This window comes from Paraburkholderia sp. 32, from assembly GCF_050435345.1.
Taxonomy (GTDB): Bacteria; Pseudomonadota; Gammaproteobacteria; order Burkholderiales; family Burkholderiaceae; genus Paraburkholderia; species Paraburkholderia tuberum.
In genome coordinates this window covers 651,984-672,254 of sequence record NZ_JBNDKD010000002.1, presented here as the reverse complement: position 1 = coordinate 672,254, position 20,271 = coordinate 651,984, and the positions used below count along the sequence as shown (strand labels likewise).

Genomic DNA, 20,271 nt, shown 5'->3' with positions numbered 1-20,271 from the left:
GCCATCGCCACAGCAGCATCCGCTACGTGAGCCCGGCGCAGCGCCATGACGGCGACGACCACGTGATCCTCGCGGCGCGTCACGAGGTGTATGTGCAGGCGCGGGAACGCAACCCGGCCCGCTGGTCACGCTGCACGCGAGACTGGACACCAATCGGCGCCGTCACCCTCAATCCGGAGCGCGAGTCAGTCGTCACGATAGCCTCGCACGCCTCACTCATGCAGCCAGAGGCTGTTTATTCGCGCCGATCGACGCCATCTCAACGACTGAGTCACGTTCGGGATTGAGCGTCACGGCACCCACCGGTGTCCAGTTACGCGTGTGACGCGACCAGCGGGTCGGATTGCATGCACGCGCCTTCGCGTACAGTGCATGACGTGCCGCGAGAAGCGCGCGATCGTCGCCGGCATGGCGCTGCGCAGGCGTCACGTAGCGGATGCCGCTATGACGATGCTCGAAGTTGTACCACTGCACGAAACCGGCAGCCCAAATGCGAGCAGCGTTCAGGTCCTCGAAGCCTGTGGCCGGAAACTCCGGCCGATACTTCGCGGTTCGGAAGAGCGCCTCGGCGTAGGCGTTGTCGTCGCTGACACGGGGGCGTGAGTACGACGGCTTGACACCCAGCCAGTGGAGCATCGCCAGCACGGTAGTTGCCTTGAGCGTTGCGCCGTTGTCACCGTGCAGCACCGGTCGGGTCTCAAGGGCGGCAATGCCTTCAGCGAGTGCCGTGCGCCGCACCAGATGCGCTGCATGTTCGGCAGCGTCGCTGTCGTGCACCTCCCAGCCGACAATCTTGCGGCTGTACAGGTCCAGGATCAGGTACAGGTGGAACCATCGACCTGTTACCGTTGCCGGCAAATAGGTCATGTCCCAGCACCAGACCTGGCGCGGTGCGGTCGCGACGTGTGTGGTTGGCGGCCGGGCGCTCGAAGGCGTTCTGGCGCGGCCACGGCGCGTCATCTGCCCATGCTCTCGCAGCACGCGGGCGAAGGTCGATTCGCTGGCGATGTATACGCCTTCGTCGGCCAGCATCGGCACGATACGCGCGGGCGGCATGTCGGCAAAGCGCGGCTCATTGGCTACGCGCAGCACGTTTGCCCGTTCCTCCGGGCTCAGGGTGTGCGCGGGCAGCGGTCGCGTCGCGCCTGGCCTCGCATCGCCCCTGACGAGCCCCTGATGGGCCTTCCAGCGCTGCAGGGTACGCACGTCGATTCCAGCCACCTCGCAGGCCAGGCGCAACCGTGCGCCAGCCAGTCTTGCCGAATCAATTTCCCGGGCCAGGAGCTGGCGATCTTCGAGGCCGATCATTCGTCCTCGCCCTTGTCCGTGTTGAAGATCGCCCCGAGTTTTTTTGAAAGAACCAGCAATGCGGCCGCCTCGGCCAGTGCCTTTTCCTTGCGCCGCAGTTCGCGTTCCAGTTCCTTTATGCGTCGCTGGTCCTGCTTCGTCTGCTGTGGACTCGCACGCACCTCTTCGGGCTCGGCCAATGCCTGCGTGGCCGCTTGCCGCCACTGCGCCAGCTCCTGCGGATATACGCCATGCCCGCGACACCACGCATTGCGTGCCGTCTCGTCCATCGCTGCCGTGTTCAACACCGCCTCGAAGCGGGCGGCCGCTGTCCATGTCCGCTCGCGAGCGGGCATGGACAGAGCATCACTGCGCCAGCGCTCAAGCGTTTCCATACCAACACCGATCTCTCGCGCAACCTCTTCCACTGATGCGCTCTCCGGCGGCAGCAACCGTGCCACCGCTCTGTCCTTGAATGTCTTTCCGTAACGCGCCAACTTGTTCTCTCTTTATCGCCCCCAGATTCCAATTTTATCCAGGCGACAACCATTGTGACGCGGGGGGAATCACCGTGGACTGCAGCGGTGCGAATCTGGCTGCGCTTGAAGCGCTCAATGCCGAGCGTTTTACATCGATCAAGGTCCGTCAAAACAAATACCTGAACAACGTCGTCGAACAGGATCACCGTGCCATCAAACGCATCATCAAACCGATGCTGGGGTTCAAGGCTTTCCGCTGTGCGCGCATCATCCTGTCTGGCATAGAGATCGCACACATGATCCGCAAGGGGCAGTTGTGTGACGATGGCGTCGCCTCGACTACAGCCGAACAATTCTACTCGTTGGCAGTGTACGTAGTCCTACTGATATCACGCTTTACTCAAGCTGTAATCGTTAGCGCGACAGAACCCGCGATCCCGCAGTGATCAGCGCGTCAAGGGTCTTTCGGATATTGATGTTGCTCATTTGCTTGCTCCGTTTTCTTCGGGGCGGTCATCGCCGCCGACGAAACGAATATTGTCGAGATGGAAAATAAAAGTACATGCCGTTGCTCAGTGCAATCTCTGTAATATTGGCGATTGCGAATTGAGCAGAAGAACCCGGCTCGAAAGCGCAGTAGGTCTCTAGAACAACACGAGGCACGATGCCGTGCTCTCATACAAGGCTCTAGATGCGAGGCCTTTCGGACGTCAATGCGTCGGACGAACCCAAGTGTAGGTTTAGCCCGACGCGCCGCTCAATGATCCCCTCAGACGCATAGAAGGTCGGATCGAACTGAGAGGAATCTCTTCGAGATCTCAGGGCCTTTGCCTTTAGCCCGTCGTGGTCACTCGGCATGCCTAATCACCAGCCATCGTGATCAGCGAGCGAACCTAGGCTCAAATAATGTGCACTCAAACCAATGCAGTCGGCAAGCGTCAACATCTCCACACGCTACATGGCCTTCACAAGGCATTTGGAAGATCAGATCCGCCTTTCGCGGGGCGAATGCGCGAGCCTCCGGCGGCTGCGCTGCATCGCCAGTGGCCTATCGGGGTCAGATATCGGCAATCCGACACCGTTATCTGAACGCGACCAACGACCCTAGGGGTAAACACTTGTCTAATACAACTGTTCTTGACAACTGTTTTAGGGATAACTAAATTGAAGCCAACGAAAAAGAAGATTTACCAAAAAAGCTGGAGACGCCCTCGCAACGAGAGCCTGTCGCTAATTCGCGCAACCCATTGGCTCATCGCATCTCAAGGTTCACAGATGAATTCGGAAGGCGAAAGCGAACGGTCGTTTGTGTTTTGAATTTGGTCGGTGACGATCTTAAAAAAATTCAAAAAAGGCGACGCTGTTCGTAGGAAATCCTACTTCGAGATCAAGAAATTCTAATCGTTTGGAGACGACATGTTTAACAACAGGCTAAGCGGGTGGTGGACAGTTTTAGCCGGAACCCTCGCGACGACAGTGGGGGCCGGCACAATCGGTACGTTTATGTTCGGAATCTTTGCCAAATCCATCGGAGAAGAATTTGACTGGCCACGAACTTCAGTATCGCTCGGACTTACGGCTTTCGTCATCGGGAACGGTATTGGCGTTTATTTGATCGGTGCTGCGATTGACCGGTGGGGCGCACGTCGGACAACAGGAGTGATGATCACAGTCTTCGGTTTGACTATTTCTTCGATAGGAATTCTCCCGCCAAGTCTACCGCTATTCATAACGGCCTTTGCCATCATCGGCTTTTCGGGCGCAGCAGCGACCTTGATTCCTTATGCCGTTGCAGTATGTGCGCACTTTGATCAGCGCCGCGGCCTTGCCCTTGGTCTAGTAAATGCGGGAAACGGGCTCGGGGGCATCCTGCTGCCGCTTTTTGCATTTCCTTTGTTGCACACGTTTGGCTGGAGAGTCGGTTATATCGCAATGGGGTTGATTTGCACACTCATCCCTCTGCTTGGAATAGCATTCTTGGTTCGCATGCCGCGGAAGTTCGAGGAAGAGCGTAAGGCGCAGCGCACGTCGAGCGGCAGCGTCGATTCGGTGAGCTTTTTGCGTCAAAAGCATTTCTGGCTTATTGCAGTGTCAATTTGTCTCATTTCATTTTCGACCTTCGGCTTAATGTCTCAAATGGTCCCCATTCTGACGGACCGAGGATATGCTGCAGGCGTGGCAGCTGGCGTCCTCGCAGCGGCAGGCACCAGCTCACTTTGCGCGCGGCTAGGTGTCGGACTTGTCATTGACCGAATCTTTGCACCCTATGTGACCTCTGCAATTTTCGTTGCGGCGATGAGTGGAATCTGGCTTATCGTACACGGCGATAGCATTACCACCATCACCGTCGGCGCGATCTTGCTTGGAGTTGGGCTTGGCGCTGAGGGAGATCTCATAACGTTTCTAGTAAGCAGGTATTTTCCGATCCATTCTTTTGGGAAAGTTACTGGCGCGGTATGGATGACGTTCGCATGGGGCGGCGCAGGCGGAACACTGCTTATTAGTAAGGGGTATGACAGTTTCAAGTCCTATTCGCTCGTCGCCAACCTCTACATTGTGATGATCGGAGTTGCTGTGGTTTGCGTTTTGAGTTTGGGTGAATACATCTTTCCGCCCGTTCATCGCGTGTCGAAGCGCGACATACGCTTTGTCAGCGATCAGAACTGACATAACAAGAAATTTTCGGAGCGAAACAAGCGTTGACCGAAGTGAGGTCGACTGGACGATGCGCGGATACCAAATCATGAAACGAAATACTGCATTAGCTGGCGTAGTTTTAGGAACTGTTTGCGCCACGACATACGCACAAGGAAGCGTAACCCTTTATGGATTGATCGACGAGGGGCTTCAATATCAAAGCAATGTAAATGGCGGAAAAAGGGTTTTCTTCGATTCCCTCAGTGGTCTCGCAGGGAGTCGTTGGGGTCTGACTGGAACCGAGGACCTTGGTGGCGGTTTCCGCGCCGTGTTCACCCTCGAGTCAGGGATCAACCTGAATAATGGGCAGTTTGGACAGGGGGGGACCGCGTTCGGCCGCCAAGCTTTCGTTGGACTGAGCAGCGATCAGTTGGGGACGATCACGTTTGGGCGCCAGTACGACATGATATGGTATTTCCCGGAACCTTTGACTGCCGCAGCTGTAGTCGGGGCGTCACCAGCAGCTCATCCGGGTGATTTCGATAATGCCGGAAACACTGTCCGATTCAATAATGCAGTGCGCTACATGAGCCGCAATTATAGCGGGCTGACCTTTGGCTTAGAGTATAGCCTAGGCGGAGTTGCTGGGGACTTTACGTCGAAAAGTGGGTATTCGTTGGGGATGGGATATACGAACGGGCCGCTTAAAATCGCTGCGGCGTTCGATTATTTTAAAAATCCAACATCGACTCCAGGAACGGGATTCTTCACTGCGTTCGCCAATGGTGCCTCTCCGCTCGCGTTCTCACTGAACAAGGCTTATACGACAGCGCAAGCATACCAATCCGCTGTCGTCGGTTTGAATTACGCAATCGGAGCGCTCACCCTCGCGACGTCGTACTCAAACGTGCAATACGCGAACCTCGGTCCGACGCTCTCAAACGGAACCGCAATCTTCAATAATTTCGACGTCGGCGCGAGCTACCGATTTACTCCGGCACTGAGCGTTGGAATCGGCTACAACTACCTGACGTCTGGAGGGGTGACCACAGCTGAAGGAAAGGCCGTTGGAAATCAACATTATCATCAAGTTTCAGTGCTTGGCGACTACTTTCTATCGAAGCGAACTGACCTTTATTTAGGCGCAGGATGGCAGCGAGCTTCTGGAATTTCGTCGACTGGACAACCGGCGGTTGCCAATATCGACAATTTCGGTGATTCTTCAAATAATCAACAGTATCTGATTCGCGCGGGCATACGACACAAATTCTGACCCCACCGAACGCACCGTGGCTGTTCATAGATCGCGACGGTGAAACCACGCGGCTATTTGGCTAAACAATCAGCCATGCACGCTCCCTAGGACTGCACGATGGGTCCGAAAGGAGCGTGATTTGAAGGTTCCATTCCGCTATACCAGGCGAAGCGCTGCACGCTTCTCAGCGGCCGTTGTCGCCTGCGATCATCCCAGCCGGGGTAGCCATCATATTGTCCCTATGCTATGCCGTTCGTTTTGCCTTTGGCATAGTCGCGACTTGTTTGCTCACCGGTGCCGTGAGCATGCCGACCATAGAATCCACGAAGTTCGCGAAGGGGTCGATATTGTGCCAGACTGAATCATCGCGAGCCTCTGAGTCGACGTACGCCTCATAGGCAGTGAGAAAACCGGTCAGTGACCAAAAGAAGAAAATCACTCGCTGAGCGACTACGTCCTGCGGCAGGTCGCTAAGAAAGTTGCGCATGTGGCCGATCGCGCGATCATACGCCGTGTAGTTCATCTCGCGCGTCAATGATCGAACCGTCTGGCCGCGTGTTTGCAACGCCATCGCCAGAAATCGCGCTGTATGTGAAACGCTGCCGTCTAGCGGCTCGGACAGCGGCCACGTAACGAGAACTTCGACCACCTCTCTCAGTGAACCGGGTCCTCCTTCTTCTTCGATCGCCTCAAGGCGTCGCCGCCACAGTTCATTGGCGTGACCCATCGACTCGACAATCACCTGCCGTATGAGTTCGTCCTTTGAACGAAAGTAGTAGTTCAACGAGCCAGGGTTTTTCAGTTCTGCAGCCGCAACGATGTCGCGGACGGTCACCGCTTCAACCCCAAGCTTCGCAAAGAGCCTGATGGCTGCAAGTTTTATACGGTCGCTGGTATCCATAAATTCGTCGGAAAGATTGTGGCGATAGTCGCCAACTGGAGGTTGTCCACGCCGACGTTCACGCTGTGATCACTAAGCAAATCCCCGCGCTAGCGGAACTTTGATTCTACTGCAGTGCAATCGACAGGCCGACAGTAATAGAGAGCGAAGGCCGAATGATAGATGTATACCATATAAACACATGTTTTATACAAACGTTCTTGACAGTTGTTTCATGCATGCCTATAGTGAACTTCAGTTTCGGCGTTGTAAAGACCAGTTTCACCACGAAGACACGGATGACAAACCATGATCTCTTTTGAACTTACCGAAGAGCAGACGATCGCGCAGTCAGCGGCTCGCGAGTTTGCGACTGAGGTGCTTGCTCCAAAGGCTCGCCAGGTAGACGATGCAGCAAAATTCGACCGCGGGACGTTAGACTTGCTGTGGTCTCTGGGCGTTGTCCAAACGCGCCTCGAAAGCGATACCGGCGATGGCGGTGCACTCATGAGTGCGCTCTTTCTGGAGGAGCTGGCGCGCGGCGACGCCTCCGCCGCGGTTGCGCTCGCATCGTCCCTGGGCTTCGCTGCCGCGATCCGGGATTTTGGCAGCCCCGAGCAGCTCCAGCGTTTCCGCCCGATATTCGACGATGATAAGTTTCATGCGGCCAGCGTCGCGCTCGTTGAGCCAACGCCGGCGTTTGATCGCACGAAGCTGCGCACGAAGGCCGAGAAGGCGGACAACGGGTACCTTCTGACGGGAGTCAAAAGTTTTGTTCCGTTCGTCGACGAATGTGAGCATTTCCTGGTGATTGCGAAGCTGGGCGAGTCGGAACAGGCATTCATCGTCGACGCAGGTTGCGCAGGACTTGAACTGCAGCCGCGTCACGCGACGCTAGGACTTCGGGGGCTCTCGGCAGGAGATATCAAGTTCAATAACGTCTTCGTCCCTGAGAGCAACCGCTTGGTGTCCGCCGACGGTGCGGTTGTAGACCGGGTAGTCGATTCCGCGCGTGCTTCGCTCGCCGCGATCCTCACCGGGGTGAGCGCATCAATCCTTGAGTACGTGATTCCGTACACCAAACAACGCATTGCACACGGTTCAGAGCTTGCGAAGAAGCAAGTCATCGCTTTCCGAATCGCTGACATGCACATGAAAACCGAAGCGATGCGATGGATGTATTGGAGGGCTGCATCAGCGATAGAGCGCTATCGTTCGTCGACCCGCTTGTCGCGCTTGACGCAGATCTATGCGAACAAGAACGCAATGTGGGTAGCCGATGAAGGATTGCAGATGCTCGGTGGCCACGGATACACCCGAGATTTCCCACTTGAGATGTGGTATCGCAACGTTCGAACGCTCTCGGTCCTAGATGGACTGGTGGGAATCTAACTCGCGAATCAGCAACCTTTTATGGATGGACGGAGATGATCGATTTCGAATTGTCGGACGGGGACAAAACTCTCGTCGATGAAGCACGAGAGCAAGCGACGTTAGCTCGAAAGTACGCACGGTATTACGACCAAAATGAGAACGTTGTTCCGCCGCGAGAACTGGAAGAGGCGATTGGCCGCCCCGATCCCTTCCAGCAGCGTCTCGAAATGGGTGACAAGATCAGCGGGAAAGCCATCGTCGAAGCACTTCTTCACATGGAGTTTTTCCGTGGCGATGTGGTGCCGCTGCGCGTTCCGAAGATCAGCCTGGGCAATTACGTACTTGAGAGCGTGGGCACCGCTGAGCAAATCGAACGCTGGGGCAAAACGCGTATTGCAATTGGCATCACAGAGCCTGGTGCGGGTTCCGATCCTTCTCGCATCTCGACGACCGCTGTCTACGATGCAGCTAAGGACGAATGGGTCATCAACGGCGAAAAAATCTTCATCACGTACGCCGAAGACGCAGATGCCGTTATGCTCTTCGCGCGCGCAAAAGGGCCGGACGGCGACGTCAACCTAACCACGTTCTTGATCGAGAAAGGTACTCCCGGGTTCGAGGTGGGTCCCCAGGTGAAGAAAATGGGGATCCGCGCGGAAGATACGGCCGGACTCGTATTTCAAGATTGCCGAATCCCCGCCGCCAATCACGTAAAAGCCAATTTCAAAACGGTATTCGAGGTCTTTAACTTCTCTCGCCCCATTGTCGCCGCATTCGGCTTGGGCACCTCGAAGGCTTTGCTTGACTTCACGACCGAGAAACTTGCGGAAGTAGGCTTCGTACCGGAATATGGTTCCGGGACTGCAGCTCAGACTGCCGTCGTGGACCGCCTCCTGGACCTCGAGGCAGAGTATGAGGCAGCATGGCTTAGCGTCGTACGTGCTAAATGGATGGAAGACACCACGGGTGGAGTGAAAGTCGAGGCATCATCCGCAAAGGCGATGGGTGGTATGGCGGCACGTCGCATCACCCAGGGCTGTCTCGAGTTGCTGGGCAATATCTCGCTCACTGAAGGAGAGCTCGCCGAGAAGTGGTTCCGGGATGCTCGGATTTCCGATATCTACGAAGGCCCCGGCGAGGTTCAACGCTTGATTATCGCGCGTCACCTGCTCGGATATTCGCAGAAAGACTTGCGATAAATGAAGCCCTGCGCGCGGTGGTTCACCGCGCGCCACAGCGAACATAAAAACGGATGCGGCAGAGGAGATAGTTGATGAGCGGTGTTCCCTTTGAAGAGCAATTGCTCCTATCGAGCCTGCTCGCATTCGCCTCTCGATGCCACGGTGATATCGAAGTCGTTGCTCGGGACCTGTCGGGTGACATTCGCCGGCAGACCTATTCACAAACAGAGGTGCGCGCACGTCGCCTGGCATCGGCACTATCGGCTCGCGGTTACGGGCAGGGTTCTAGGTTGGCAGCGCTTGCCTGGAACACACTCGAGTACTTCGAACTATTCTATGCAGTACCGGGAACGGGCGCAGCGCTGCATACAGTCAATCCGCGCCTTTTTACCGGGCAGATCGAACACGTCGTCAACGACGCAGGCGATGTAGTCCTCTTTCTCGACCGGGAAACACTGCCTGTCGTACAAACAGTCGCATCTCATTTGAACAGTGTGCGATTGTACGTGGCGATGGGAGCCAAAGACGGTTGGACGGACGTTCATCTGCCCAACCTGGTCTTTTATGAGGACCTCGTTGAAGAAGGCGACTTTTCTTACACCTGGCCGGACCTTGACGAAAAGGCTCCTGCCGTAATTTGCTATACCTCCGGGACAACAGATGCACCCAAAGGGGTCACGTACAGTCACCGCGCGCTACTACTGTCTTCTCTTATCGGTACATCAGCGAACCTTCCGGGCGTAGCGAACGGCGAGCAGCAGGTACTTCTTTCGCTTGCCCCCATGTTTCACGCGAACGCATGGAACTTCCCTTTCATGGGCCCGCTGACCGGGGCGAAGCTTGTATTTCCGGGACGCGACATGCGCCCCGAGAGTCTCTATGAGCTGATCGAAGCGGAGCGCGTAACGTGCGTCGCCGGCGTTCCCTCCATATTGCAGATCATCGCTGGCTGGCTCGAAGAAAATGGAAAAACCTTCTCGACGCTACGCAACGCGCTTTCTGCAGGAGCGCCCCTGCCGACGAAGCTGCTGCATGCATTAGAAAAAAGCTATGGTCTAAACGTTACGCAGTCTTGGGGCATGACCGAGACACCTAGCGCAAGTAGTGGAAAGCTCAAGCCCGGGCACGGGGCGCTCCCAGATGACGTCAAACTTGCCTTCCAGCAAAAAACCGGACGCGAGCTTTTTGGGATGCACTTACGTATCGTTAATGACGAAGGGAAAGAGGTCGCTCGCGACGGAAAATCTGTTGGACATCTACGCGTTCGCGGGCTCTGGGCGCCGCATAGTTACATCAATCGTCCAGATGGCGAAGCGCTGGACGCAGAGGGCTGGTTGGTCACGGGCGATCTAGCGACGTTGGACTGCCACGGTTATATACAAATCGTTGATCGCGCCAAGGATGTCATCAAGTCCGGCGGGGAGTGGATCAGCTGCGTCGAGCTGGAACGGGTAGCGATGATGCATCCAGACGTGGAGCGTGCCGCAGTGATAGCAATCGGAGACGAAAAATTCGGTGAGAGGCCGATGCTTCTTGTTACGGCGAATCCAGCAAAGACTGTTGAAGCCCAGCAAATCATTGATTTTATGCGCCCTCACATGGCAAGTTGGTGGCTTCCAGATGTCGTAAAGATAGTAGAGACGCTCCCTACTACGGCGTCAGGAAAAATAAACAAGGTTGCCTTGAGGAAGTTGTTCGTTTAGACCGATTGCTTTACCCCAAGAGCCAAAGCTAATACTGTTGATGAGGAATACCAAGTGAAAGTTCTAGTTGCAGTCAAGCGTGTTGTAGATTCGAACGTGAAAGTGCAGGTCCGATCAGACCGTAATTCTGTCGACCTCAGCAACGTGAAGATGTCGATCAATCCTTTCGACGAAATTGCCATCGAAGAGGCAGTTCGTCTGAAGGAAAAGGGGCTCGCGACGGAAGTCATCGCCGTATCGGCGGGCGTCGTGCAGGCGCAAGAGACGCTCCGCACGGCCTTGGCCATCGGAGCTGATCGCGCGATCTTGATTGAATCCAATGAGGAACTGCAGCCCCTAGCGGTCGCGAAGATGCTGAAAGCGATCATCGATAAGGAACGTCCGGAACTTGTCATTCTCGGCAAACAGGCAATCGACGACGACGCAAATCAGACGGGGCAAATGCTGGCTGCGTTGGCGGCACTACCGCAAGCAACGTTTGCCTCCAGGATCACCATTGAAGAAGGCAGGGCAACAGTCGTGCGCGAAGTCGATGGCGGTGCAGAGACGCTGTCGCTTAGCCTTCCTGCAGTGATCACAACGGACTTGCGTTTGAACGAGCCGCGCTACGTGACGTTGCCAAACATCATGAAGGCCAAGAAAAAGCCGCTGGAGACGATTAAGCCGGAAGATCTCGGCGTAGACGTTACGCCTCGCTTGAAGACCCTGAAGGTGGCCGAACCGGCAGCCCGCAGCGCTGGCGTGAAGGTCGGCGACGTGAAGACGCTAGTCGAGAAGTTGAGAGCTGAAGCCAGGGTCATTTAAGGGAGAGAACGAAATGACGATCCTCATTATTGCAGAGCACGACAACGTGTCGGTCAAAGTCGCGACCCGTAATACGGTGGCGGCCGCTCGACTGATCGGTGGCGAAATCCATGTCTTTATCGCAGGCCATGGCGCACAAAATGCCGCCGACGCCGTGGCGAAGATCGAAGGCGTGTCGAAGGTGCTTCTCGCTGATGCGCCGCATCTCGAGGCAGGCCTCGCAGAAAACGTTGAGGCGACTATTCTCCAGATCGCGAAGGACTATACACACATCCTCGCACCGACGACAGCGGCAGGCAAGAACGTTGCCCCACGTTTAGCCGCGAAGCTCGACGTCGCGCAGATCAGCGACATCACAGCCATCGTCGGCGCCGACACGTTTGAGCGTCCGATCTACGCCGGAAACGCGATTGCGACTGTCCAATCGGCCGATCCTATTAAGGTCATCACCGTCCGCACCACTTCCTTCGACGCTGTTGCCGCCGAAGGGGGTACAGCGGCTGTACAGAAGATCGATGCTGCCGCAGACAGCGGCGCTTCGCGACTGGTCGGACGAGAGGTAACAAAGCTGGATCGCCCAGAACTCACCAGCGCAAAAGTTGTTGTCTCCGGGGGCCGCGGTCTCGGCAGCGGGGAAAACTACACGAAGGTTCTCGAGCCGTTAGCCGACAAACTGAACGCCGCTCTGGGAGCTTCCCGCGCGGCAGTCGATGCGGGTTACGTCCCGAATGACTTTCAAGTTGGCCAGACAGGAAAGATCGTTGCTCCGCAACTTTACATAGCGGTGGGTATCTCCGGTGCAATTCAGCACCTGGCCGGAATGAAGGACTCGAAGGTAATCGTTGCGATAAACAAAGATGAGGAAGCGCCCATCTTCAGCGTCGCAGATTATGGTCTTGTGGGGGACCTTTTCTCTGCCGTACCAGAGTTGGTCGCAGCACTCTCGGCTGACTGAGCCCAACGAGAAGAGTGCCGCTCTCGTGGCCTATTCCTTTCCCTCAAGCATCGGAATAGGGATGGTACCCGTTAGAGTAACTGTTCAATGAAAGGGCGATATGCGTAGCTTCTCCTCACGTCAAATCGAAGAGACCGCTTACGGGCATTGGTCCACCGACACCGTGCGCTGGTCTGACACTGATCGGATCGGCCACGTCAACCATCTCGCTCTTGGTGCGTATTTCGAGACGGGTCGATCGCGGTTCATTGGAGAGATTCAAGAGCCAGACCAGATGTTTGTCACGGCGGCGCTGACGATCGACTTTATTAGGGAACTGCATTGGCCCGATCCGGTTCGCATTGGGACTGCAGTGATGAGCGTAGGCCAAAGCTCGTGCAAGGTAACACAAGGGTTGTTCTCGAACGGTCGTTGTATTGCTGTCGCTGCGGTTGTTCTCGTCCTTATCGACGCGAGCACCCGCCAACCGGTAGCAATACCTGACCTGCAACGTTCGAAGTTGAAAATGTGCGAAATGAAGTAGTTGCGGATAGCGGTAAGGAGCACCCGCGAGGCGCGAAATTGGATTCTCGGTGCTCAGACTGGTGTTCAAGGAAACTGGGACGAAAAATGGAACCTCAAGTCGCTCTCGCGGATGCCCGCGAGTGTATGGAATACGATGTAGTGATAGTTGGCGGTGGCCCAGCGGGCCTATCTGCAGCGATTCGTTTGAAACAAAAAGCCAAAGAGAGCGGCACTGACATCGAGGTCTGTGTGCTTGAAAAGGGCTCGGAGGTAGGCGCTCATATCCTTTCCGGCGCCGTAATGGATCCGCGGGCGCTAGACGAGTTGATTCCGGATTGGAAGGAGAAAGGTGCACCGCTGAACGTCGAGGTGACCGAAGATCGCTTTCTTTTTTTGTCGAAGAATGGCGCGAAGGCGGTGCCCAATTGGGCATTGCCTGACAACTTCAAGAACCACGGAAACTACGTCGTTAGTCTGGCCAACTTCACGCGATGGTTGGGGCAGCAAGCTGAGGCAATTGGGGTCGAGATTTTTGCCGGATTTTCGGCGTCAGAGATTCTCTATGATGCCAATGGTGCCGTGGAAGGTGTCGCAACCGGCGATGTGGGAGTCGGAAAGAACGGGGAGCGCACCGAAAACTTCCAGCGAGGGATGGAGCTCCGCGCGAAGTACACGCTCTTCTGCGAGGGCGCGAGAGGTCACTTGGGCCGCCAGTTGCACGAAAGACTCAAACTCAACAAGGATTCGGATCCGCAGGTCTATGGCCTCGGCATCAAGGAGCTTTGGGAGATCGACCCTTCGAAGCACCAGCCGGGTCTCGTGATTCATACGGCCGGCTGGCCTCTAGGTTCTGACACCTACGGCGGTTCTTTCCTCTACCACATCGACAATAACCAAGTAATGGTCGGGTTTGTCGTTGGTCTCGGATACACGAACCCATACCTGTCGCCGTTCGAAGAGTTCCAACGTTACAAGACTCATCCGGAGATTCGCAGATATCTTGAAGGTGGCAAGCGCGTTTCGTATGGCGCCCGTGCTATTACAGCCGGGGGGCTCATGTCGTTGCCGAGACTTACATTCCCCGGGGGGGCATTAGCCGGAGACAATGCGGGTTTTCTTAATGCCTCACGGATCAAGGGAAGCCATGCTGCAATCAAGACGGGGATGATGGCTGCCGAGAATGCTTTCGATGCAATTCAATCGGGTCGCCGCAACGATGAACTGACCTCCTACCCGGACGCCTTTCGAAAGTCGTGGCTGTACAGTGAGCTTTACAGAGCGCGTAACTTCAAGCAATGGATGAGCAAGGGCTTGTACGTCGGCACATTGATGATTGGTATCGAACAGAAGCTGTTGGCTGGCAGAGTACCTTGGACCCTTCATCACCGCCACAGCGATCACGAGATGTTACGTCGTGCCTCGCAATGCAAGCGTATTGATTATCCGAAACCGGACGGGAAACTCACGTTCGATCGGCTGTCCTCCGTGTACATTTCGAACACTAACCACGAAGAGAACCAGCCTGCCCATCTCACTTTGAAGGACCCTTCAGTGCCGGTTGGGGTGAATCTCGAAATTTATGCGGGTCCGGAGGCGCGCTTTTGCCCAGCGGGCGTCTATGAGTATGTAAAGGATGACGAGGGCGCGGATCGACTGCAGATCAACGCACAGAACTGCGTGCACTGTAAGACCTGCGACATCAAAGATCCAACTCAAAATATCGTTTGGGTTGCGCCTGAAGGTGGAGGCGGACCTAACTACACGTCTATGTAGGGAGCGATAAGGCTCGTGACAGAAAGCTTTACATTGTCATGTCAGTCTTAGCGCTACTGGAGCGCACCGCGGCGAAAACGGATGGGCGCTGAAATGCCCGGTCGATGAAACGTTGGCTTCGAATGCGGGTGAATCGAATCAAGGTCTGTGAAGAGTTAGGCAGACAACAAGGAAGGGGAAGGTAACATGGGAAATGCATCTGCCACGAGCGGGCCGTGTTCGGGTCTACGCGTGATTGAACTAGGCTCTCTTTTTTCCGCGCCTATCGCAGGACAGATTCTAAGTGACATGGGCGCAGAAGTAATCAAGATCGAACCGCCCGCCGGAGATCCGCTGCGCAAGATTGGCCCTTTTCATAAGGAGATGGGCGCACTCTTTATGATGGTCAATCGACGTAAGAAGAGTGTTGTCCTAGACTTGAAGTCGGCCGAGGATCGGGAAGTTGCCAAGCAACTCATCGCCTCGGCCGACGTAGCCATCCACAACAATCGTCCGGGCGTCATGGAACGCCTCGGCTTGGGGTACGACCAGCTTAGAGAGATCAACAAAGGGCTGATCTACGCTGCAATTTCAGGCTTTGGTTCTACGGGTCCGTACGCGGCAAACGCTGCGTACGACCATTTGTTGCAGGGGATGACTGGGATAATGTATCTCCAAGGTCGCGGTGACGATCCAGAGCCAATCCGGAATTTGATCGTAGATAAATCAGCGGCCGCGATCGTGACCGGGTCAATTCTTGCAGCTCTCCTCCAGCGTGAACGCTGCGGCGGCGAAGGGCAACGGATAGATGCGTCCCTGCTCAACATGTTCTCGTGGATTGGCTTGACGGACAACATCGACACTTTTCGGTCTCCGGAAGCGCCGAAAGCGAAACCACTCGACATTCATCATCCAGTTCGGACGCGAAACGGGTGGGTGATTGGTCACATACAAAGCGACGAGCACTTTTCGGTTGCGTGTCGAATCTTTGGACGCGAAGACATGATCGGACACAGTGATTGGAATACGGTCGCCAAACGCGTCGAGCGCAATGGAGATATGTGGCGGGAGTTTGGGCGCCGGGCGGCTGAAATGAGTCGGGAGGAGGTTTTAGCTCGGGCAGCGGAGGGAGGTATCGCAATTGGTCCCGTCTATACGCTCGAGGAGTTTTTCCAGGACCCCCAGGTTCAACACAGCCACGCGTATGTCGATTTCGAAGACCCGACTTACGGTGAAGTCCGCTACATGAACTTCCCCGTTGACTTTAGCGCAGCCTCGATTGACGTACGGTCGCGGGCGCCACTCTTGGGTGAGCATACTAAAGATGTTCTAGGGACCGCGTCGTCCCCGTCCTGATGAACAACTATTGGCGATCGCGTCGAACGCGCTCGCCATAGATGCGCTCAGGAAGAACGCCCGATCCAATCAAAAATGCCACGAAATGATCATCTACCCCGGCGCTTTTATGTGGAACATGCAACGACACGGTCATCGAGATTATGACGCTGTGTGAGAGCTTCGTGCTGAACGTGCCGTCGGATTGAAACTCGTCAGGAGTGGAATCGGGTCACCACTACCATCTACTGAAAGCAGACTCGGGAATAAGGAGCAGACGTGAGTATCAACGTGTTCGAGACGAAGGAAGTGCGGGACCTGTTGAAGGCCGCTGCTAACCTCGGAGGCCAGGACGGCAGTGCTCGCGCCAAGCAGATCTCGCATCGCCTGTTGAGCGATCTGTTCAAGGCGATCGACGACCTCGACATGACGCCCGATGAAATCTGGGCCGGCGTCCATTACTTCAACAAGTTGGGCAAGGATGGCGAAGCCGCTTTGCTCGCCGCCGGCCTCGGACTGGAAAAGTATCTCGACATCCGCATGGATGCTGCCGATCGCGAAGCCAATATCCACGGCGGCACGCCGCGCACGATCGAAGGCCCGCTGTATGTCGCCGGTGCGCCGATTCGCGATGGCGTCTCGAAGATCGACATCAATCCCGACGAAGACGCTGGTTCGCTGATCATCCGCGGCTTGGTCACGGGTTCCGATGGAAAGCCGGTTGCGAATGCGGTCGTCGAGTGCTGGCACGCGAATTCGGAGGGCTTCTACTCGCACTTCGATCCGACCCGCGCGCAAACCGATTTCAATCTGCGCGGTGCAGTTAAAACGGGCGCCGACGGAAAGTACGAATTCGGCACGCTCATGCCGGTCGGCGGCTGTGGTGCAAACAGGCGTTACGGTCGATTATTTCCCAGAGGTCAGGATGCTTTATTGAATTGACAGGACCGCATTTCGGTGTTTTGATTTTGGATTAGTATCCCGATGGATTTGGAGGTCTTGGGTCTCGCCCCCGTTACTATCTTCACTCCTCGACAATCGAGGATTTGGCCAGCTAGGCCCGGCATGATTCTCGCCCCCAGTCGCAGTCATGATCCGGGGGGTGTTGTCACCGGGCCTGGTGGGTGGCTGGTGATCGCTAATAGGGGCTCGGCCAGGATATCTTGAGGCCGTCCGTAACGTGGATGCCGAGACTTGCCACCGATGTTGCAGGCCAAACCGTTCAACCTGCAAAGCCTTCGATGCAAGAAAACCAACAACATAGCTCTGTCGATGTATTCGTCGGCGTCGATGTCGGCAAAGGCCACCATCACGCCGTCGCCCTCGATCGGACCGGAAAGCGCCTGTACAACAAGGCACTGCCCAACGATGAGGCCAAGCTGCGCGCCGTCATCACCGAACTCAAGACGCACGGCCAGCTCCTGTTCGTCGTCGATCAGCCCGCCACCGTCGGTGCATTGCCCCTGGCAGTCGCCCGTGATGAAGGAGTCCTGGTCGCGTATCTACCGGGTCTGGCTATGCGCCGCATCGCTGACCTGCACGCAGGGGAAGCCAAGACCGATGCTCGCGATGCCGCCATCATTGCTGAAGCCGCGCGCTCGATGCCACATGCGCTGCGCTCACTTCGACTGGTTGACGAACCGCTCGCCGAACTCACCATGCTGTGCGGCTTCGACGACGATCTCGCGGCACAGATCACGCAGACCAGCAACCGCATTCGAGGTTTGCTCACCCAGATCCATCCAGCGCTGGAACGCGTTCTGGGGCCGCGCCTCGACCATCCGGCCGTGCTCGATCTGCTTGAGCGGTATCCATCGCCCGCAGAACTTGCCGCGACCAGCGAGAAAACGCTTGCCAACCGCCTCACCAAACTCGCGCCTCGCATGGGCAAGAGCCTCGCGGCCGAGATCGTTCAGGCGCTCCGCGAACAGGCTGTGATCGTGCCCGGTACTCAGGCAGCAACCATCGTCATGCCGCGTCTTGCACAGCAACTCGCGTCCTTGCGCAAGCAGCGCGATGAGGTTGCCAGCGAAGTCGAGCGTCTGGTGCAAGCACACCCTCTTTGGCCGGTCCTGACCAGCATGCCGGGAGTCGGCGTCAGGACTGCCGCCAGACTCCTCACTGAAGTCGCTCACAAGGCGTTCGCCTCAGCCGCGCATCTGGCTGCCTACGCCGGCCTCGCCCCGGTCACCCGGCGCTCGGGCTCGTCGATACGGGGCGAACATCCATCCCGGCGGGGCAACAAGGTGCTCAAGAGAGCGCTCTTCCTCTCCGCCTTCGCAGCTCTGCGCGATCCAATCTCAAGAGACTATTACTCGCGCAAGGTCCAGCAGGGTAAGCGCCACAATCAGGCGCTCATCGCTCTGGCCCGACGACGCTGTGACGTGCTGTTCGCCATGCTGCGGGACGGCACCCTATATCAACCTAAATCCGCCCCTAATGCTTGACGAATCACATAGGGGCACCCCCCCCCGCGCTCAGGCTTGCCGCGGTTGAAGCGATCCGAGTCCCAGCATCGTGAGCCAGCGCGGGTGGTCCCGCCCCGTCATCAACTCACACGGACTTTTGCCTTGACGCTCGGCCCGGCGGCTGCGCACGAAGCGCCGATGATTTAGGAAGAAGCGCAGTAGGTCGAGGTAAGGGGCGCCCAGATGGCGACGCAGGGTGAAATAGTTGCGCAAGCGCGAGTTCAGATTTTCGACGAGCGCACTGCTGCGCGGCGTGTGGGCCATGGCCTCGGACACCGCGGCAAACACGGCGTGGAACTGGCCGCCCAGTCTGGCGCGTAGCCGGCCCCATCCCTGCCAGTACGCGGGTGAGGTGCGCGGCCTGCGATGCAGCACACACGCGGCGCGCACGAGCTCATCCGAGACGTTGGCGCGCTGCGCGATCGCGGCGAGCTTCTCATCGAGCACGCCGGCGAACGCGAGCAGGTCATCGCGCTGGTTCTGCAGCGCGATGTATTTTCGTTCGAGCCGCGCTGCCATGGATGCTGGGGATCGCAGAAGTACACCTGGATATCAGTAGCCACGGTAAAGCGTTTGTGCCCGGCCATCTCCGTTCCGCGATCCCATGTCAGCGAAGTGCTTTGGCGTGAAAGACGATGTGTTCGCCCATAAAGCTAGTTCAAGAAATCTACGGAAGTACGAACGAGCATCGTATCAGACGAGAACGGTCACGATCCGTGAATTCAGGCGTGAGACACAAGGCGTAAACAGGGTTGCCCGCTCGGTCTTCGAGAGACAGAAATCCTGGTGATCGATTTCGCCTCCCTCGTAGCCGACGACACAGGTGCCGCACGAGCCGGTTTCGCACAGGGAGGGTATGTCGGCATGATGCGCATGCAGTATCTCGAGAACCGTCCGGTTCGCCGGCACTTCCAGAAGCTCGCCCGTCGAATTCAGCCTGATGAAGCACGGACTCTTTTGCACGTCGACGACCGGATCAGTACCGAATGCCTCGAAGTGTACATTGGTGTTCGCCAGATGGGCCGTGGCGTCACGCACGGCATGCATCAGACCCGTCGGCCCGCAACAATATACGTGAGTCTGCGCATCCAGATGAGCTAAAGCGACGGAGAAATCGAGACGTCCTTCTGGACCGCTGCTGAAATGCACGCTGAATCGATCGGGACCGAGGCGTTCGAGCAGATTCAGGAACGGCGCCTCTTGGCGCGAGCGGGCACAGAAAATCAGCTTGAACGGCGCCGCGGTCGTCTCGAGGTATTCCACCATGGCCGTAAACGGCGTGATGCCGATGCCGCCGGCGATCAGGAGGTGGTACTTGGCCGATGAGTTGACGGGAAATGCATCGATCGGCCGCGATATTTCGAGCGTTTGACCGGGGCGGAGCTCTTCGTGGATCCAGCGAGACCCGCCATTTCCCGCGCGAACGTAGCCGACAGCGAGCTTGTACGAGGCCGGTCCCGAGCCGGCGCACAGCGAGTAGCTGCGTTCGAGCCCATTGGGCAGATGAACGCGCACGTGCGAACCCGCTGCGGGAATCTCGAGTGCACGCCCCTGGAGCGGAACCAGGGTCAGCGCAAGCACGTCCCGAGCTTCTACGGCTACGGACCCTACCTTGACGACGATGCGATCCGGATGGTCTGGTATTGCCATATTTTCC

General features: G+C 56.7%; 15 protein-coding genes and 4 pseudogenes. 14 read left to right on the top strand and 5 right to left on the bottom strand.

Going from position 1 to position 20,271, the window contains the following annotated elements; all coding sequences use genetic code 11:
* Window positions 1–2: 2 nt before the first annotated feature.
* Window positions 3–287 (top strand): annotated as a pseudogene (locus tag OKW26_RS18455) (hypothetical protein); the annotation flags it as partial.
* Here OKW26_RS18455 and OKW26_RS18450 read toward each other — a convergent pair.
* Window positions 217–1,784, bottom strand: a protein-coding gene (locus OKW26_RS18450; protein ID WP_429354678.1) for an IS3 family transposase whose coding sequence is annotated in 2 segments (ribosomal slippage) — window positions 217–1,346 and window positions 1,346–1,784 — 1,569 coding nt in all. Because the reading frame shifts where the segments join, the coding sequence is not laid out codon by codon here. The pseudogene OKW26_RS18455 and the gene OKW26_RS18450 overlap by 71 nt on opposite strands.
* A gap of 68 nt (window positions 1,785–1,852) precedes the next feature.
* Here OKW26_RS18450 and OKW26_RS18445 point away from each other — a divergent pair.
* The 3 genes and pseudogenes from OKW26_RS18445 to OKW26_RS18435 all read left to right on the top strand — a co-directional run.
* Window positions 1,853–2,134, top strand: a pseudogene (locus tag OKW26_RS18445) (DDE-type integrase/transposase/recombinase); the annotation flags it as partial.
* Between the two features lie 1,048 nt (window positions 2,135–3,182).
* Complete coding sequence (locus OKW26_RS18440; protein ID WP_429354677.1) at window positions 3,183–4,433, top strand: MFS transporter; 1,251 nt, start codon at window positions 3,183–3,185, stop codon at window positions 4,431–4,433.
* A gap of 76 nt (window positions 4,434–4,509) precedes the next feature.
* Window positions 4,510–5,676, top strand: coding sequence for a porin (locus tag OKW26_RS18435; protein ID WP_429354676.1), 1,167 nt, complete (start codon window positions 4,510–4,512; stop codon window positions 5,674–5,676).
* 226 nt (window positions 5,677–5,902) lie between these two features.
* Here the strand turns inward: OKW26_RS18435 and OKW26_RS18430 are convergent, their stop codons facing one another.
* Window positions 5,903–6,559 (bottom strand): TetR/AcrR family transcriptional regulator, encoded by a 657-nt coding sequence (locus OKW26_RS18430; protein WP_429354675.1) that lies wholly within the window; start codon window positions 6,557–6,559, stop codon window positions 5,903–5,905.
* A 288-nt stretch (window positions 6,560–6,847) separates the two neighbouring features.
* Between OKW26_RS18430 and OKW26_RS18425 the strand changes: the two genes are divergently transcribed.
* From OKW26_RS18425 to OKW26_RS18380, 10 genes and pseudogenes are all read left to right on the top strand, one after another.
* Entirely contained in the window at window positions 6,848–7,930 is a 1,083-nt protein-coding gene (locus OKW26_RS18425; RefSeq protein WP_429354674.1) for an acyl-CoA dehydrogenase family protein, read from the top strand.
* Window positions 7,931–7,965: 35 nt separating this feature from the next.
* Window positions 7,966–9,111: an acyl-CoA dehydrogenase family protein gene (locus OKW26_RS18420; protein WP_429354673.1), complete on the top strand. Its 1,146-nt coding sequence runs from the start codon at window positions 7,966–7,968 to the stop codon at window positions 9,109–9,111.
* Window positions 9,112–9,185: 74 nt separating this feature from the next.
* Window positions 9,186–10,796, top strand: a complete 1,611-nt coding sequence (locus tag OKW26_RS18415) for a long-chain-fatty-acid--CoA ligase (protein WP_429354672.1) — start codon at window positions 9,186–9,188, stop codon at window positions 10,794–10,796.
* Between the two features lie 54 nt (window positions 10,797–10,850).
* Window positions 10,851–11,600 carry an electron transfer flavoprotein subunit beta/FixA family protein gene (locus OKW26_RS18410; protein WP_429354671.1) on the top strand — a complete coding sequence of 250 codons (750 nt, stop codon included), beginning with the start codon at window positions 10,851–10,853 and terminating at the stop codon, window positions 11,598–11,600.
* 13 nt (window positions 11,601–11,613) lie between these two features.
* A complete protein-coding gene (locus OKW26_RS18405) occupies window positions 11,614–12,555 on the top strand; it encodes an electron transfer flavoprotein subunit alpha/FixB family protein (RefSeq protein WP_429354670.1) in 942 nt (313 codons plus the stop codon).
* Window positions 12,556–12,655: 100 nt separating this feature from the next.
* Entirely contained in the window at window positions 12,656–13,078 is a 423-nt protein-coding gene (locus OKW26_RS18400; protein ID WP_429354669.1) for an acyl-CoA thioesterase, read from the top strand.
* Window positions 13,079–13,164: 86 nt separating this feature from the next.
* Window positions 13,165–14,832 carry an electron transfer flavoprotein-ubiquinone oxidoreductase gene (locus tag OKW26_RS18395; RefSeq protein WP_429354668.1) on the top strand — a complete coding sequence of 556 codons (1,668 nt, stop codon included), beginning with the start codon at window positions 13,165–13,167 and terminating at the stop codon, window positions 14,830–14,832.
* 186 nt (window positions 14,833–15,018) lie between these two features.
* Window positions 15,019–16,167: a CaiB/BaiF CoA transferase family protein gene (locus tag OKW26_RS18390; protein ID WP_429354667.1), complete on the top strand. Its 1,149-nt coding sequence runs from the start codon at window positions 15,019–15,021 to the stop codon at window positions 16,165–16,167.
* Window positions 16,168–16,425: 258 nt separating this feature from the next.
* Window positions 16,426–17,028 (top strand): annotated as a pseudogene (locus tag OKW26_RS18385) (dioxygenase); the annotation flags it as partial.
* 359 nt (window positions 17,029–17,387) lie between these two features.
* Window positions 17,388–18,593: an IS110 family transposase gene (locus tag OKW26_RS18380; RefSeq protein WP_429353388.1), complete on the top strand. Its 1,206-nt coding sequence runs from the start codon at window positions 17,388–17,390 to the stop codon at window positions 18,591–18,593.
* A gap of 30 nt (window positions 18,594–18,623) precedes the next feature.
* Here the strand turns inward: OKW26_RS18380 and OKW26_RS18375 are convergent, their stop codons facing one another.
* The 3 genes and pseudogenes from OKW26_RS18375 to OKW26_RS18365 all read right to left on the bottom strand — a co-directional run bounded on the left by OKW26_RS18375 (window position 18,624) and on the right by OKW26_RS18365 (window position 20,264).
* The gene (locus OKW26_RS18375; RefSeq protein ID WP_429354666.1) at window positions 18,624–19,133 is read right to left on the bottom strand and encodes a hypothetical protein; all 510 of its coding nucleotides are present in this window, start codon (window positions 19,131–19,133) and stop codon (window positions 18,624–18,626) included.
* Window positions 19,103–19,228 (bottom strand): annotated as a pseudogene (locus OKW26_RS18370) (transposase); the annotation flags it as partial. The pseudogene OKW26_RS18370 and the gene OKW26_RS18375, both read right to left, overlap by 31 nt.
* Window positions 19,229–19,307: 79 nt before the next feature.
* Window positions 19,308–20,264 carry a PDR/VanB family oxidoreductase gene (locus tag OKW26_RS18365; protein ID WP_429354665.1) on the bottom strand — a complete coding sequence of 319 codons (957 nt, stop codon included), beginning with the start codon at window positions 20,262–20,264 and terminating at the stop codon, window positions 19,308–19,310.
* Window positions 20,265–20,271 lie beyond the last annotated feature (7 nt).

Coding starts and splice junctions, on each gene's coding strand:
- OKW26_RS18420 (WP_429354673.1), top strand. CDS start 7,966: ATGATCGATTTCGAATTGTCGGACGGGGACAAAACTCTCGTCGATGAA.
- OKW26_RS18440 (WP_429354677.1), top strand. CDS start 3,183: ATGTTTAACAACAGGCTAAGCGGGTGGTGGACAGTTTTAGCCGGAACC.
- OKW26_RS18425 (WP_429354674.1), top strand. CDS start 6,848: ATGATCTCTTTTGAACTTACCGAAGAGCAGACGATCGCGCAGTCAGCG.
- OKW26_RS18395 (WP_429354668.1), top strand. CDS start 13,165: ATGGAACCTCAAGTCGCTCTCGCGGATGCCCGCGAGTGTATGGAATAC.
- OKW26_RS18405 (WP_429354670.1), top strand. CDS start 11,614: ATGACGATCCTCATTATTGCAGAGCACGACAACGTGTCGGTCAAAGTC.
- OKW26_RS18375 (WP_429354666.1), bottom strand. CDS start 19,133: ATGGCAGCGCGGCTCGAACGAAAATACATCGCGCTGCAGAACCAGCGC.
- OKW26_RS18430 (WP_429354675.1), bottom strand. CDS start 6,559: ATGGATACCAGCGACCGTATAAAACTTGCAGCCATCAGGCTCTTTGCG.
- OKW26_RS18365 (WP_429354665.1), bottom strand. CDS start 20,264: ATGGCAATACCAGACCATCCGGATCGCATCGTCGTCAAGGTAGGGTCC.
- OKW26_RS18400 (WP_429354669.1), top strand. CDS start 12,656: ATGCGTAGCTTCTCCTCACGTCAAATCGAAGAGACCGCTTACGGGCAT.
- OKW26_RS18415 (WP_429354672.1), top strand. CDS start 9,186: ATGAGCGGTGTTCCCTTTGAAGAGCAATTGCTCCTATCGAGCCTGCTC.
- OKW26_RS18435 (WP_429354676.1), top strand. CDS start 4,510: ATGAAACGAAATACTGCATTAGCTGGCGTAGTTTTAGGAACTGTTTGC.
- OKW26_RS18390 (WP_429354667.1), top strand. CDS start 15,019: ATGGGAAATGCATCTGCCACGAGCGGGCCGTGTTCGGGTCTACGCGTG.
- OKW26_RS18380 (WP_429353388.1), top strand. CDS start 17,388: ATGCAAGAAAACCAACAACATAGCTCTGTCGATGTATTCGTCGGCGTC.